Origin of the sequence: Pseudomonas entomophila, from assembly GCF_013523165.1 — a bacterium.
In the GTDB taxonomy this organism is placed as follows: Bacteria; Pseudomonadota; Gammaproteobacteria; order Pseudomonadales; family Pseudomonadaceae; genus Aquipseudomonas; species Aquipseudomonas entomophila_A.
The window spans coordinates 101,782-116,701 of sequence record NZ_JAAMQI010000001.1; the positions used below are offsets into that span (position 1 = coordinate 101,782).

The window sequence follows — 14,920 nt, forward strand, 5'->3', positions numbered from 1 at the left end:
CCCTTCAGATCTGCTCCAGCAACCAGCCTCGAAACGCCCGCAACGACGGCAACCCCTCGTTGCGCGGCGGATAGATCAGGTAATAGCTGCGCTGGCTGGCGAATGCCGCGCCGGCGCTGATCAGTTCCCCACTGGTCAGTTCGTCCTCCACCAGGACCCTTGGCACCAACCCCACGCCGATCCCGGCGCGCACCGCCTGGATCAAGTGCGACGTCAGTTCGAAACTCGGCCCCAGGCGCATACTCCGGTGGGGCAGGGCATGGTGCGAGAACCATTCGCCCCAGGCATGAGGGTTGTTGGCCACGTTGAGCAGCAGATGCTCACTGATGCGTGCCGGCGTCCAGGCCTCTCCGGCTGCCTGCGCCGAGGGCGGCAGGATCACCACCAATTCCTCGGCCTGCAGGCGGTGGCAGACCAGCCCTGGCAGGTCATGGTAGGCGACGCCGATCGCCGCATCGATCTCGCTGGTCTCGAAGTCGATCGTCTCGATGCGTGAGTGAATGTGCACCAGCATGCCGGGGTGCGCTGCGTAGAACGCATGCAGCCGGGGCAGCAGCCATTTCGAGCCGAAGGTGGGCAGGGTGGCCAGCCGCAGCGTGCCGACGCCCGATTGGTAGGCCAGGGCCTGCAAGGTGGCGCTGCGAATACGTCCGAGCGCCTCGTTCAATTCACGCTGGTACAGGCGCCCGACGTCCGTCAGCTGCACGTGACGGCCTTCGCGCCGGAACAGCGTCAAGCCCAACTGATGCTCCAGGGCCTGCACCTGGCGACTGACCGCGCTCTGGGTCAGTGACAGTTCCACGGCAGCACGGGTGAAGCTTTCATGCCGTGCGGCCGCCTCGAAGGCCAGCAGCAGTGACATGGACGGTGTCAGGTGGCGGTAATTCATTCATGAAAGTCATCGATAGCGGCAGGATTATCCGTTTGCCCCGGCCGCGAAACTACAGGAACATGGGCCCATTCGTCACTTCGCCTGGCTTGATCCATGCCGATGCGACACCAACGAGAGCAGGCGCCCCTACGTTGCCGTCTGCCACGTCACCGTGAATTCGCCGATAAAGAGGCCGTCCGTCGATGATCGCCCCATTGCAGCCCCAGACCTCCGCCGCCCGTTACACGGACTTCCTCGATGCCCTGCGTGGCAGTGGCTTCCGTGGGCAGATCAGCGCCGACTACGGCACCCGCACGGTGCTCGCCACCGACAACTCGATCTACCAGCGCCTGCCCCAGGCCGCCGTGTTCCCGGTGGATGCCGACGACGTCGCACGCATCGCCACGCTCATGGGCGAGGCCCGCTTTCGCCAGGTGGTGCTCACACCCCGGGGCGGTGGCACGGGCACCAATGGCCAGTCGCTGACCGACGGCATCGTCGTCGACCTGTCGCGGCACATGAACGCGATCCTCGAAATCGACGTCGAGCAACGCTGGGTCCGTGTCCAGGCCGGTGTGGTCAAGGACCAGCTCAACGCTGCGCTCAAGCCCCATGGCCTGTTCTTCGCGCCCGAGCTGTCCACTTCCAACCGCGCCACGATCGGCGGCATGATCAACACCGATGCCAGCGGTCAGGGCAGTTGCACCTACGGCAAGACCCGCGACCATGTGCTGGAGCTGCACAGCGTGCTGCTCGGCGGCGAGCGGTTGCACAGCCTGCCGATCGACGACGCCGCGCTCGACCAGGCCTGCGCCGCACCCGGGCGTGTGGGCGAGGTGTACCGCACGGCTCGCGACATCCAGCAGCATCAGGCCGAACTGATCGAACGCACCTTCCCGCCGCTCAACCGCTGCCTGACCGGCTACGACCTGGCGCACCTGCGCGATGAGCAGGGGCGCTTCAACCTCAACAGCGTGCTGTGCGGCGCTGAAGGCTCGCTCGGCTACGTGGTCGAGGCCAAGCTCAACGTCCTGCCGATCCCGCGCTATGCAGTGCTGGTCAACGTGCGGTACGCCAGCTTCATGGAGGCCCTGCGCGATGCCAATGCCCTGATGGCGCTCAAGCCGCTGTCGATCGAGACGGTCGATTCCAAGGTGCTGAAGCTGGCGATGCAGGACATCGTCTGGGACAGCGTGGCCGAGTATTTCCCCGCCGATGCCGAGCGTCCGACCCTGGGGATCAACCTGGTGGAGTTCTGTGGCGACTCGCCCGAGGAGGTCAACGCCCGGGTGCTGGCGTTCATCGAGCACCTGCAGGCCGACACCCGCGTCGAGCGGCTCGGCCATACCCTGGCCGAGGGCGCGGCGGCCGTGAGCCGGGTCTATGCCATGCGCAAGCGCTCGGTGGGGCTGCTGGGCAACGTCGAGGGCGAAGTCCGGCCCCAGCCGTTCGTGGAAGACACCGCCGTGCCGCCAGAGCGCCTGGCCGACTACATCGCCGAGTTCCGTGCCCTGCTCGATGGCCATGGCCTGGCCTATGGCATGTTCGGCCACGTCGATGCGGGGGTCCTGCACGTGCGCCCCGCGCTGGACATGAAAGATCCGGCTCAGGCGGCACTGGTCAAGCCGATTTCCGATGCGGTGGCCGAATTGACCCAGCGCTATGGCGGTCTGCTCTGGGGCGAGCACGGCAAGGGGCTGCGCTCGGAGTACGTGCCTGAGTACTTCGGCGAGCTGTACCCGGCACTGCAGCGACTCAAGGGTGCGTTCGACCCGTACAACCAGCTCAACCCCGGCAAGATCTGCACACCGCCCGACAGCGCCACCGGCCTGACGCGGGTCGATGAAGTGACCTTGCGCGGCGAGCTGGACCGCACCATCGACGAGCGGGTCTGGCAGAGCTTCGGCAGTGCGGTGCACTGCAACGGCAATGGCGCCTGCTACAACTACGACCCCGACGATGCCATGTGCCCGTCCTGGAAGGCCACCCGCGAGCGGCGCCATTCGCCCAAGGGGCGTGCCTCGCTGATCCGCGAGTGGCTGCGCCTGCAAGGCGCTGCCGACATCGATGTGCTGGCCACTGAACGCACGCCGATGGCCTGGCTCAAGGGCCTGCCGGCCCGGCTGCGCAACAGCCGGGCGCACCGTCAGGGGCAGGCGGACTTCTCCCACGAGGTGTACGACGCCATGGCCGGTTGCCTGGCGTGCAAGTCCTGCGCCGGGCAGTGCCCGATCAAGGTCAACGTGCCGGATTTTCGTTCGCGCTTTCTCGAGCTGTACCACGGTCGCTACCAGCGCCCGCTGCGCGACTACCTGATCGGTTCGCTGGAGTTCACCTTGCCGCACCTGGCCCATGCGCCAGGGCTGTACAACGCGGTGATGGGGTCACGCTGGGTCAGCCGGTTGCTGGCGGACCAGGTCGGCATGGTCGACAGCCCGTTGATCAGCCGCTTTGACCTGCAGCGCACGTTGACGCGCTGCCGGGTCGGCACCGCCAGCGTACCGGCCTTGCGCGAGCTGACGCCTGCCCAGCGTGAACGCAGCCTCGTGCTGGTGCAGGATGCCTTCACGCGCTATTTCGAGACGCCGCTGCTGGCCGCATTCATCGATCTGGCGTACCAGCTGGGATACCGCGTGTTCCTGGCACCCTACAGCGCCAACGGCAAGCCTCTGCACGTGCAGGGGTTCCTCGGTGCCTTCGCCAAGGCCGCCATCCGCAACGCCGGCCAGCTCAAGGCGCTCGCGGACTGTGGCGTGCCGCTGGTGGGGCTGGACCCGGCGATGACCCTGGTGTATCGCCAGGAATACCTCAAGGTCCCTGGCCTGGAGGATGGGCCCAAGGTGCTGTTGCCGCAGGAGTGGTTGATCGAGGCACTGCCTGCGCGTTCGGCTGCGGCTGCGGGATCGTTCCGGCTGATGGCGCATTGCACCGAGAAGACCAACGTACCGGCCAGTACGCGCCAGTGGGAGCAGGTGTTCCAGCGTCTGGGGTTGACCTTGGTGACCGAGGCGACCGGCTGCTGTGGGATGTCGGGCACCTATGGCCACGAAGCCCGTAACCAGCAGACTTCACGGACGATCTTCGAGCAGTCCTGGGCGACCAAGCTGGACAAGGCGGGCGAACCATTGGCGACCGGGTATTCATGCCGTAGCCAGGTGAAGCGGCTGGCAGAGCGCCGCCTGCGGCATCCGTTGGAGGTGGTGCTGGAGCACGTCGCGCGGTAGGGCGGCGGGCCTGCCCGCGATACAGGCGGTGGCCGATCGAGTGCTATCGCTGGCAAGCCCCACCAGGACCGTTACAGCCTGCCAAGAAAGCGGAGGCTGCACCGCTTGTGGGAGCGGGCTTGTCCGCGGTGAAGGCATGGCAGGCACCACTGCTCTTGAGCCTGGATTGGCTCATGGTGCTGGGGTTTGAACACTTTTCTCTGGAAGTGATCTCCGTCAGCCCTGATCGCCCTCGGCAGTGCACTCATCTTCCTGCTCGGCACTCGATGCCGGCTCTGGCGCGGTGTCCAGGGGCGTTTCCGGGGTCAGGCGGGGGAAGGGGAAGTTAGGGATCTCATGCATCGTGTCGTTCCTCGCGAAGGGAAGGGAAGCCTGCGCCTGGCGCAGCGCGAACAAGTCTGGCCAGGGTACAGGAACGCGGATGACAGTTTGACAACAGTTCGCCCCCTCCGCGTTCGATCAACGACCCGTTTCGCCTCAGGCCTTGAGACCTTCGGCCTGCCGGGCGACCACGTCGGTGCGGGCGGCCATGACGAAATCGTTGCGGTGCAGGCCTTTGATCGAGTGGCTCCACCAGGTGACCGTGACCTTGCCCCATTCGGTCAGCAGGCCGGGGTGATGGCCTTCTTCTTCGGCAATCGCCCCCACGGCATTGGTGAACGCCAAGGCATGTCGGAAATTGCCGAAGCGAAAGACGCGCTCCAGTTGCAGCACGCCCTCCCGCGTCTCGATGTTCCACTCGGGGATCTCCCGGATCAGCGCCGCGAGCTCTTCATCGCTGACCTTCGGGGCATCGGCGCGGCAGGCTTCGCAGTGGGCTTGGTTCAGGGTGGTCATGGTCAGGCTCCATTGACTGAAAAGGGCAGTGAGGGCGCGCGTTCAAGCGGCCTTGGGCGGAAACTTCGGCGCATGCAGGCCAAGGGCCATGGCCTGGTGCACCATCGCCATGATGTCTTCATGGGCCAGGTCGAACAGGCGCTTGAGCCGAGGCAGCACGAAGTACACCGGCTGCAGGATGTCGATGCGGTAAGGCGTGCGCATGGCCTCGACGGGGTCGAAGGCCTGGTGCTCAGGGGCGTCCGACAGGCTGTAGAGGGTTTCCTTCGGCGAAGACAGGATACCGCCCCCATAGACGCGGCGCCCATTGGGCGTGTCCAGCAGACCGAACTCGATGGTCATCCAGTACAGCCGCGCCAGGTAGACCCGCTCCTGCTTGCTGGCCGCCAGGCCCAGCTTGCCGTAGGTGTGGGTGAAGGCGGCGAACCAGGGGTTGGTCAGCAGTGGGCAATGGCCGAAGAGCTCGTGGAAGATGTCCGGCTCTTGCAGGTAATCCAGCTCTTCGGGCGTACGAATGAAGGTGGCCACGGGGAAGCGCTTGCTGGCCAGCAGTTCGAAGAAGGTCTGGAAGGGGATCAGCGCCGGCACCCGCGCCACCTGCCAGCCAGTGGTCGCGGCCAGGACCTTGTTGACCTCGCCCAGCTGGGGTACCCGGCCGTGGGGCAGTGCCAGCTGCTCGATGCCATCGAGGTATTCCTGGCAGGCCCGGCCCTCGATGACCTTCAGCTGCCGCTCGATCAAGGTGTGCCACACGTCGTGGTCTTGCGCCGGGTAATCGATGAAGCCGCGCGCGTCAGGGGTGCGCGCCACGTATTGCGTCTGTGTCATGGTGCTCTCCAAGGGATGAGCCTGTTCTTGTTGTCGATGACTGTCGAGCAGTAGACCGCAAGAGGCGAGAGGCTTTCCAGTGGATTCGGCCGAAGCGGGCAAAGCGCCGTGCACTCTGACGGAAGCACCGCCTCGGGCAGGCGATGAGCGGTGCTCGGGGCGAAGGGCAATGATGAGTTCGCGCACGGTTGTGTGACATGCGCGCGTGAAGAAACAGGGCCTTACTTTCAAGTAAGGCCCTGTGCGATACACATCATTTCATGAAGTTTCGATATGCCAGGGTGTATCGAGTGGGTGTCAAACAGTACGGCCGTCTTTATCAGCCGTTGGAACAACCATTGCCCATGACTTGATATTCGAGGACATGACGATGCCCACCGGAATCTTCATAGGTCATGCGCGTGGGTACCACCGCGCAGACGTTTGGAATCGGGCTCATCGACAGCACTCGCGCGATGTCCAGCGGTTCGTTGTAGTGATAGTGCTCGACCGGAATCTGCCCAGTGGTCGTCGGTGCCTCATCGGCCATCGCCGCGGCGCACACACCACTCAGCATCAACACCAGTAACGCTTTCATCTTCGTTTCACCTGTTCGAGGTCGTAGGAGGGCGCGCGGTCGCCAAGGCGCCGCGTGATAAAGCCCGTTTTGCACATGAGGCATGTGATCGTCATCCCGATCGCCCGCGTGGAGGCGAGAACGTTACCGTTCATGAGGGGATGCAACATGCGGAGTGTCAGCGGCGTTTCATGCCGTCGAGAGAAAGTCTAATGACGCCATGAACGAAGAAACAGCGCCACTTTTGATAAAGTCTTTTGCAACTTTGCGCACACCTGCCAGGTGCACGGCTACATGCGCCGTGATCGACAGCCGAGGCGCCGGGCAGGCGTGGCCGGTTACTACCAATGTCGAATGGTCGGCCGCGCTGCGCTACAGTTACAAACGGTCCCATACAAAAACAACGATGACACCGAGGTAACAAGATGAGTGCGGCGCCCCTGTATCCCGTTCGTCCCGAGGTCATGGAACGTACCCTGACCGACGAGGCCACCTACAAGGCCATGTACCAGCAATCGGTGATCAACCCCGACGGCTTCTGGCGCGAGCAGGCCCAGCGGCTGGACTGGATCAAGCCGTTCACCAAGGTCAAGCAGACCTCCTTCGACGACCACCATGTCGACATCAAGTGGTTCGCCGATGGTACCTTGAACGTTTCCTACAACTGCCTGGATCGCCACCTGGAAGAACGCGGCGATCAGGTGGCCATCATCTGGGAAGGCGATGACCCGGCCGAGAGCCGCAACATCACCTACCGCGAACTGCACGAACAGGTGTGCAAGTTCGCCAACGCCCTGCGTGGGCAGGACGTGCACCGCGGCGACGTGGTGACCATCTACATGCCGATGATCCCCGAGGCCGTGGTCGCCATGCTGGCGTGCGCCCGCATCGGTGCGATCCATTCGGTGGTGTTCGGCGGCTTCTCGCCCGAGGCGCTGGCCGGTCGCATCATCGACTGCCGCTCCAAGGTGGTGATCACTGCCGACGAGGGTGTGCGTGGCGGTCGTCGCACGGCGCTGAAGGCCAACGTCGACCTGGCCCTGACCAACCCGGAAACCGCCAGCGTGCAGAAGATCATCGTGTGCAAGCGCACCGGTGGCGACATCGCCTGGCACCAGCACCGCGACATCTGGTACGAAGACCTGATGAAGGTCGCCTCCAGCCATTGCGCGCCCAAGGAAATGGGCGCCGAGGAAACGCTGTTCATCCTCTACACCTCCGGTTCCACCGGCAAGCCCAAGGGCGTGCAGCACACCACGGGCGGCTACCTCGTCTACACCGCGCTGACCCATGAGCGGGTCTTCGACTACCGTCCAGGCGACGTGTACTGGTGCACGGCCGACGTCGGCTGGGTCACCGGGCACAGCTACATCGTCTACGGGCCGCTGGCCAACGGCGCGACCACGCTGCTGTTCGAGGGCGTACCGAACTACCCGGACATCACCCGCGTGTCGAAGATCATCGACAAGCACAAGGTCAACATCCTCTACACCGCACCGACGGCGATCCGCGCCATGATGGCCGAAGGGAAGGCCGCGGTGGCCGGTGCCGACGGCTCCAGCCTGCGCCTGCTGGGTTCGGTGGGCGAGCCGATCAACCCGGAAGCCTGGAGCTGGTACTACTCCACGGTCGGCAAGGAGCGCTGCCCGGTGGTCGACACCTGGTGGCAGACCGAGACCGGCGGCATCCTGATCAGCCCTCTGCCAGGGGCCACCGCGCTCAAGCCGGGTTCGGCGACACGGCCCTTCTTCGGCGTGGTGCCTGCGCTGGTCGACAACCTGGGCAACATCATCGAGGGCGCCGCCGAGGGCAACCTGGTGATCCTCGATTCCTGGCCGGGCCAGTCGCGTTCGCTGTACGGTGATCACGACCGTTTCGTCGACACCTACTTCAAGACGTTCCGCGGCATGTACTTCACCGGCGACGGCGCCCGCCGCGACGAAGATGGCTATTACTGGATCACCGGGCGGGTGGACGACGTGCTCAACGTGTCCGGGCACCGCATGGGTACCGCCGAGATCGAGAGCGCCATGGTCGCCCATGCCAAGGTCGCCGAGGCGGCAGTGGTCGGTGTGCCCCATGACCTCAAGGGCCAGGGCATCTATGTCTACGTCACCCTCAATGCCGGCGAGGAGCCGAGCGAAGCGCTGCGTCTGGAGCTGAAGAACTGGGTGCGCAAGGAGATCGGCCCGATCGCCTCGCCAGACGTCATCCAGTGGGCCCCAGGCCTGCCCAAGACGCGTTCGGGCAAGATCATGCGACGGATCCTGCGCAAGATCGCCACGGGTGAGTACGACGCGCTGGGCGACATCTCGACGCTGGCCGATCCTGGCGTGGTCCAGCACCTGATCGACACACACAAGACCATGAAAGCGGCCTGATGGCCTGACCCCTGTCGCTCCGAGGTGCCGGACACCCTGTCCGGCCCCTCAGGGCACCGGAAGCCGGCTTGCCCTCGTCCTGCCGGACCATCGGATGCCCAACCCCCCGTGCTTGCACGCCTGTCCTCCATGCAGTATCACCGAGCCCTGCACCCCGGCGAAGCCTTTGGAAACGTCCAGGCGCCCGGCGGGTGCACAGGCCCGCGACTTTATCGCCAATCACATCCGGACTTGCCGTAGCACAAGGGTTTGCGAATAATAGGCCCGCTTATTGCTTGAGTACTGGGTTGGATTCCATCGCTTCTGCACATGCGTCAGAGGTTGTCAATAGAGCTGGATGCCGTTTTTGGTGCTTTTGTAAGTAGTTGTCGCTTTAAAGAAATTTCGACGACTCGCCTGCCGTTAGAATGCCAGCCACACGCTCGTGACCAGGATCCGTTCCTGACGCCGAGTGGCTCGCATTGTCACCCTTCGCCTAGCGGGCAGTAGTACCCCTGCCTTTTGTTGCCTGTACCGATGGAGCTACCCGATGAAGAAACTCGCACTGCTTGGCGCCCTGGCGCTGTCCGCGTTTTCCCTGGTATCGCTGGCCGATGAAAAACCGCTGAAGATCGGCATCGAGGCCGCTTACCCACCGTTCGCCTTCAAGCAGCCCGACGGCAGCCTGGCAGGCTTCGACTACGATATCGGCAACGCCTTGTGCGAACAGCTCAAGGCCAAGTGCACCTGGGTCGAGCAAGAGTTCGACGGCCTGATCCCTGCGCTCAAGGTGCGCAAGATCGACGCCATCCTGTCCTCGATGTCCATCACCGAAGACCGCAAGAAGTCCGTGGACTTCACCAAGCGCTACTACCTCACGCCTGCACGCCTGGTGATGAAGGACGGCACTGCCGTGAGCGAAGACCTGCATGAGCTGTCGGGCAAGAAGATCGGCGTGCAGCGTGGCTCCATCCACGACCGTTTCGCCAAGGAAGTGCTCGCGGCCAAGGGCGCGACCGTGGTGCCCTATGGCACCCAGAACGAAATCTACCTGGACGTCGCTGCCGGCCGGCTCGACGGCACCGTCGCCGACGCCACCCTGCTGGAAGACGGCTTCCTCAAGACCGACTCGGGCAAGGGTTATGCCTTCGTCGGTCCGGCCTTCACCGACGCCAAGTACTTCGGTGATGGCATCGGTATCGCCGTGCGCAAGGGCGACGACGCCAACCGCGCACGCCTGAACGGTGCCATCGACGCCATTCGCGCCAACGGCAAGTACAAGGCCATCCAGGACAAGTACTTCAACTTCGACATCTACGGTCCGGACGACAAGGCCCAGGCCGCGCACTAACCACGCGCTACATCCTGCAATGGTGCAAACGGCGGCGCGCTGCGGTTTGCACCATTTTTCATTTTCAAGGTCGAGGACCTCATCATGTTGAAAGGCTACGGGGCAGTCATCCTCGACGGAGCCTGGCTGACGCTGCAGCTTGCGCTGTCCTCCATGGCGTTGGCCATCGTGCTAGGCCTCATCGGCGTCGCCCTGCGCCTGTCGCCGGTGCGCTGGCTTGCCTGGCTGGGCGATGTGTATTCCACGGTGGTGCGCGGCATCCCGGACCTGGTGCTGATCCTGCTGATCTTCTACGGTGGGCAAGACGTCATCAACCGCGTGGCGCCCTTGGTGGGCTACGACGATTACATCGACATCAACCCCATGGTCGCCGGCATCGCTACCCTGGGCTTCATCTTCGGCGCCTACCTGTCGGAAACCTTCCGCGGTGCGTTTCTCGGCATTCCCAAGGGGCAGGCCGAGGCTGGCGCGGCCTATGGCATGAGCCCCCGCCAGGTGTTCTTCCGCATCATGGTGCCGCAGATGGTGCGCCTGGCCATACCGGGCTTCACCAACAACTGGCTGGTGCTGACCAAGGCCACTGCGCTGATCTCGATCGTCGGCCTGCAGGACATGATGTTCAAGGCCAAGCAGGCGGCCGACGCCACGCGCGAGCCGTTCACCTTCTTCCTGGCCGTGGCGGCGCTGTACCTGGTGATCACCAGCGTCTCGCTGCTGGCCCTCAAGCAACTGGAGAAACGTTACTCGGTGGGCGTCAAGGTGGCTGAACTATGATCTTCGACTATTCCACGGTCTGGGAAGCCATGCCGCTCTACCTCGGCGGCTTGCTGACCACGCTCAAGCTGCTGGGCATTTCGCTGTTCTTCGGCCTGCTGGCGGCGATTCCGCTGGGCCTGATGCGGGTGTCGAAGCGCCCACTGGTCAATGCCCCTGCCTGGCTCTACACCTACGTGATCCGTGGCACGCCGATGCTGGTGCAGCTGTTCCTGATCTACTATGGCCTGGCCCAGTTCGAAGCCGTGCGCGACAGCCTGTTCTGGCCCTGGCTGTCGAGCGCGACGTTCTGCGCCTGCCTGGCCTTCGCCATCAACACCAGCGCCTACACTGCCGAGATCATCGCCGGCAGCCTGAAAGCCACGCCAGCGGGCGAAATCGAGGCGGCCAAGGCCATGGGCATGTCGCGTGCCAAGATGTACCGGCGCATCCTGCTGCCCTCGGCGCTGCGCCGGGCACTGCCGCAGTACAGCAACGAAGTGATCATGATGCTGCAGACTACCAGCCTGGCTTCCATCGTCACGCTGATCGACATCACCGGCGCGGCCCGTACGGTCAACGCCCAGTACTACCTGCCTTTCGAGGCCTACATCACGGCGGGCGTGTTCTACCTGTGCCTGACCTTCATCCTGGTACGCCTGTTCAAGCTGGCCGAACGCCGTTGGCTCGGCTACCTGGCGCCACGCAAGCACTGACGCTCTGTGAGATCCGAACGCATGTACAAACTCCAAGTCCAAGACCTGCACAAGCGCTATGGCAGCCACGAGGTGCTCAAAGGCGTATCGCTGGCCGCCAAGGCCGGGGACGTGATCAGCATCATCGGCTCCAGCGGTTCGGGCAAGTCGACCTTCCTGCGCTGCATCAACCTGCTCGAGCAGCCCCACGCCGGGCAGATCCTGCTCAATGGCGAACAGCTCAAGCTGGTGGCCGGCAAGGACGGCGCCCTGCACGCGGCCGAGCCCAGGCAGCTGCAGCGCCTGCGCTCGCGCCTGGCGATGGTGTTCCAGCACTTCAACCTGTGGGCCCACATGACCGCGCTGGAGAACATCATCGAGGCGCCGGTGCACGTGCTGGGCGTCAGTCGCAAGGAAGCGCTGGAAAAGGCCGAACACTACCTGGCCAAGGTTGGCGTCGCGCACCGCAAGGACGCCTACCCTGGGCACATGTCGGGTGGCGAGCAGCAGCGGGTGGCGATCGCCCGGGCGCTGGCGATGGAGCCGGAGGTCATGCTGTTCGACGAGCCGACCTCGGCGCTCGACCCCGAGCTGGTCGGCGATGTGCTCAAGGTCATGCAGTCGCTGGCCCAGGAAGGCCGTACCATGGTCGTGGTCACCCACGAAATGGGTTTCGCGCGGGAGGTGTCCAACCAGTTGATCTTCCTGCACAAAGGCCTGGTGGAAGAAACCGGCCACCCGCGTGAGGTGCTGGCCAATCCTCGGTCCGAACGCCTCAAGCAGTTTCTTTCTGGCAGCTTGAAGTAGATACTGCGAGCATGCACCATCCCAGGGCATGCCGCACTGCCGCGCGTGTCTGGCGCTGCCACGGCAGCGCCACCGACTCGATCGACCTCAGGTTTCGGACCCCCCTATGACCCACCCGCGAATCGGCTTTCTGACCTGGCCCAGCACCCGTGCATCGACCCTGGCCCTGGCCGAGGATGTCTTGCTCGGCGCGCGCCGCCTGCAGCCGGAGTTGGCCTACGAGCTGGTGTTCCTTCAGGCCGAGCCGCCAGAGGAGGGCGCTTGGCGCTTGCCAGGTACGTCCTGGGCCGGCCGCCTGGACGGGCTGCAGAAGCTGTTTCTGGTGGCCGACGAGCCGCCGCAGAACGTCAGCACGGCACTGGCCGGCGCGCTGCGCCAGGTGGCGCGCAGCGGTTGCCTGATCGGCGGGCTGTCCGCCGGTGTCTACCCCCTGGCGTCGCTGGGCCTGCTCGATGGCTACCGCGCCGCCGTCCACTGGCGCTGGCAGGATGACTTCGCCGAGCGCTTCCCCAAGGTGATCGCCACCAGTCACCTGTTCGACTGGGACCGGGATCGCCTGACCGCCTGTGGCGGCCTGTCGGTGGTCGACCTGATGCTGGCGGTGCTGGCGCGCGACCATGGCGCCGAACTGGCCGGCGCGGTCTCCGAAGAGCTGGTGGTCGAGCGCATCCGTGAGGGAGGCGAGCGCCAGCGCATCCCGCTGCAGAACCGCCTGGGGTCGAGCCACCCCAAGCTGACCCAGGCGGTGGTGCTGATGGAGGCCAACATCGAAGAGCCGTTGACCACCGACGAGATCGCCCAGCACGTCTGCGTGTCCCGACGTCAGCTCGAACGCATCTTCAAGCAGTACCTCAATCGCGTGCCCAGCCAGTACTACCTCGAACTGCGCCTGAACAAGGCGCGGCAGATGCTGTTGCAGACCAGCAAGTCCATCATCCAGATCGGCCTGTCCTGCGGGTTCTCCTCCGGGCCGCACTTCTCCAGCGCCTACCGCAACTTCTTCGGCGCCACGCCGCGTGAAGACCGCAACCAGCGGCGCAGCGCCAGCCCCTTCGAACTGAGCGCGGGCCCTGGCGAACGCAGCTGACGTCATCGCGTTGAACGCGCCGAGGGGACGTCGGTCTGCCTATAATGCGTGCTTTTCTTCTGGTGAACGCTGATGACGACGCTTGCTGATACGCTGCACGACTGCGACATGCTCCTGATCGATGGGCTGCATGCCTTCGATTTCATGTTCGACGATCAGGGGCTGAAGGTCGAATGCATGGACGGCCGCGAGCGCAAGCATTGGCATTTCACGCCCGAACAGGTCCAGGCAGCGACTGGGCAGGGCACCGATTGGCGGCTGTCCGATGCTCATGGCGAGCACAGCCTGGTCTGCATGAGCGCCTTGCGCGCCTGGGAAGAAGATGAAGATGAACCGCACCCTCATGACCTTTCTGACGGTGAGCCTGATGAGCCTGAATCTGCAAGCGAACGCCGCGACCCTGGTGGTCGGCGGCTATACCCAGGGCAAGAATGAAGGCCTCTATCGCTATGCCTTCGACAGCCGCACGGGCCTGATCGATACCCAGGCGCTGCAGGTGCTCAAGACGCCCAACCCCTCCTGGCTGGTGATGTCCGAAGACCAGCGCCTGCTCTTTGCGGTCAACGAAGTGGGCGATGGGCAGGGCAGTGTCAGCAGTTTCTCCATCGATGAACGCGGCGCCCTCGCGCCGCTCAACGACGTGCCCAGCCAGGGCGACGAGCCGACCCACGCCAGCCTGAGCCAGGACCAGCGCTACCTGCTGGTGGCCAACTATTCTGCGGACGACGTGCCCGGTGGCAGCCTGGTGGCCGTGCCCGTCGGCCGTGACGGCACGCTGCAACCGGTGACCCAGCAACACCGACACGCGCCGAGCCAGGTGGACCCTGAACGGCAGGCCGGGCCTCACGTGCATTCGGCGGTGTTCTCCCCGGATGGGCTCTACCTGTACGCCAGTGACCTGGGCGCCGACAAAGTGTTCATTTACCACTACGACAGCGCCAACCCCGGGCAACCCCTGCGCCCGGCGCAACCGGCTGCCGTGAGCCTGCCGCCGGGCAGTGGCCCGCGTCACCTGGCCTTCGACGCCAAGGGCGAACATGCCTACCTGACCTTGGAGATGAGTGGCGAGGTGGTGATGTTCGACGTGGCCGAGGGCCAGTTGGTCGAACGCCAGCGCCTGCCACTGACCTCTCGACGCGAGCAGCAGGCCAGGGCGGCGGGCGGGTTGCATCTGTCGCCGGACGGCCGTTTCCTGTACGTGAGCAACCGTGGCACCTGCAACGAGATCGTGGTGTTCGCCGTGACGCCGGAAACAGGCCGCCTGACGCCCCTCCAGCACCGCGCCAGCGAAGGGCGCGAACCTCGGGAGTTCCGGATCGACCCGAGCGGCGACTTCCTGCTGGTGGCCAACCAGAAGAGCGACCGCATCGTGGTGATCAAGCGCGATCCGCGCAGTGGGTTGTTGGGCGAGACGGTGCAGGTGGTGGAGCATGGTGCACCGTCGGACTTTGCGTTCATCCAGTAAGGCGAACAAGACGCCGAGTGCCTGCGATTCTGAAAGGAAGTGCCCGCGCGCAAGGGCGCCTGTTCGTAGTCCACAGCAATGAGGGC

Annotated in this window: 13 protein-coding genes and 1 pseudogene; 9 read left to right on the forward strand and 5 right to left on the reverse strand. The window is 64.6% G+C overall.

Annotated features, from left to right (window positions below):
- Window positions 1–4: 4 nt before the first annotated feature.
- Window positions 5–889, reverse strand: a complete 885-nt coding sequence (locus G7Z99_RS00425; protein ID WP_181091001.1) for a LysR substrate-binding domain-containing protein — start codon at window positions 887–889, stop codon at window positions 5–7.
- A gap of 185 nt (window positions 890–1,074) precedes the next feature.
- On the opposite strand from G7Z99_RS00425, the gene ydiJ reads away from it, so the two are divergent.
- Window positions 1,075–4,095 (forward strand): D-2-hydroxyglutarate dehydrogenase YdiJ, encoded by a 3,021-nt coding sequence (ydiJ, locus tag G7Z99_RS00430; RefSeq protein WP_181091003.1) that lies wholly within the window; start codon window positions 1,075–1,077, stop codon window positions 4,093–4,095.
- 216 nt (window positions 4,096–4,311) lie between these two features.
- On the opposite strand, the gene G7Z99_RS19750 is transcribed toward ydiJ, so the two are convergent.
- From G7Z99_RS19750 to G7Z99_RS00445, 4 genes are all read right to left on the reverse strand, one after another.
- Entirely contained in the window at window positions 4,312–4,437 is a 126-nt protein-coding gene (locus G7Z99_RS19750; RefSeq protein WP_258196910.1) for a hypothetical protein, read from the reverse strand.
- 135 nt (window positions 4,438–4,572) lie between these two features.
- Complete coding sequence (locus G7Z99_RS00435) at window positions 4,573–4,932, reverse strand: 4a-hydroxytetrahydrobiopterin dehydratase (RefSeq protein ID WP_181091005.1); 360 nt, start codon at window positions 4,930–4,932, stop codon at window positions 4,573–4,575.
- A gap of 42 nt (window positions 4,933–4,974) precedes the next feature.
- Window positions 4,975–5,760 carry a phenylalanine 4-monooxygenase gene (gene phhA, locus G7Z99_RS00440; RefSeq protein ID WP_181091007.1) on the reverse strand — a complete coding sequence of 262 codons (786 nt, stop codon included), beginning with the start codon at window positions 5,758–5,760 and terminating at the stop codon, window positions 4,975–4,977.
- Between the two features lie 319 nt (window positions 5,761–6,079).
- Entirely contained in the window at window positions 6,080–6,337 is a 258-nt protein-coding gene (locus G7Z99_RS00445; protein WP_181091009.1) for a DUF2790 domain-containing protein, read from the reverse strand.
- 404 nt (window positions 6,338–6,741) lie between these two features.
- Between G7Z99_RS00445 and acs the strand changes: the two genes are divergently transcribed.
- From acs to G7Z99_RS00485, 8 genes and pseudogenes are all read left to right on the forward strand, one after another.
- On the forward strand, window positions 6,742–8,697 hold the full coding sequence (gene acs / locus G7Z99_RS00450) for an acetate--CoA ligase (protein ID WP_181091011.1): 1,956 nt from the start codon (window positions 6,742–6,744) through the stop codon (window positions 8,695–8,697).
- A gap of 529 nt (window positions 8,698–9,226) precedes the next feature.
- On the forward strand, window positions 9,227–10,027 hold the full coding sequence (locus G7Z99_RS00455) for an ABC transporter substrate-binding protein (RefSeq protein ID WP_181091013.1): 801 nt from the start codon (window positions 9,227–9,229) through the stop codon (window positions 10,025–10,027).
- 84 nt (window positions 10,028–10,111) lie between these two features.
- Window positions 10,112–10,801, forward strand: a complete 690-nt coding sequence (locus tag G7Z99_RS00460) for an ABC transporter permease (protein ID WP_181091015.1) — start codon at window positions 10,112–10,114, stop codon at window positions 10,799–10,801.
- Window positions 10,798–11,496: an ABC transporter permease gene (locus tag G7Z99_RS00465; RefSeq protein WP_181091017.1), complete on the forward strand. Its 699-nt coding sequence runs from the start codon at window positions 10,798–10,800 to the stop codon at window positions 11,494–11,496. The genes G7Z99_RS00460 and G7Z99_RS00465 overlap by 4 nt, the downstream gene beginning before the upstream one ends.
- A gap of 21 nt (window positions 11,497–11,517) precedes the next feature.
- Window positions 11,518–12,282: an ABC transporter ATP-binding protein gene (locus tag G7Z99_RS00470; RefSeq protein WP_181091019.1), complete on the forward strand. Its 765-nt coding sequence runs from the start codon at window positions 11,518–11,520 to the stop codon at window positions 12,280–12,282.
- 106 nt (window positions 12,283–12,388) lie between these two features.
- Window positions 12,389–13,369 carry a transcriptional regulator ArgR gene (argR, locus tag G7Z99_RS00475; RefSeq protein WP_181091021.1) on the forward strand — a complete coding sequence of 327 codons (981 nt, stop codon included), beginning with the start codon at window positions 12,389–12,391 and terminating at the stop codon, window positions 13,367–13,369.
- A 72-nt stretch (window positions 13,370–13,441) separates the two neighbouring features.
- Window positions 13,442–13,726: pseudogene (locus G7Z99_RS00480) on the forward strand (DUF5629 family protein); the annotation flags it as partial.
- On the forward strand, window positions 13,698–14,834 hold the full coding sequence (locus G7Z99_RS00485; protein ID WP_181091025.1) for a lactonase family protein: 1,137 nt from the start codon (window positions 13,698–13,700) through the stop codon (window positions 14,832–14,834). The pseudogene G7Z99_RS00480 and the gene G7Z99_RS00485, both read left to right, overlap by 29 nt.
- Window positions 14,835–14,920: the final 86 nt, after the last annotated feature.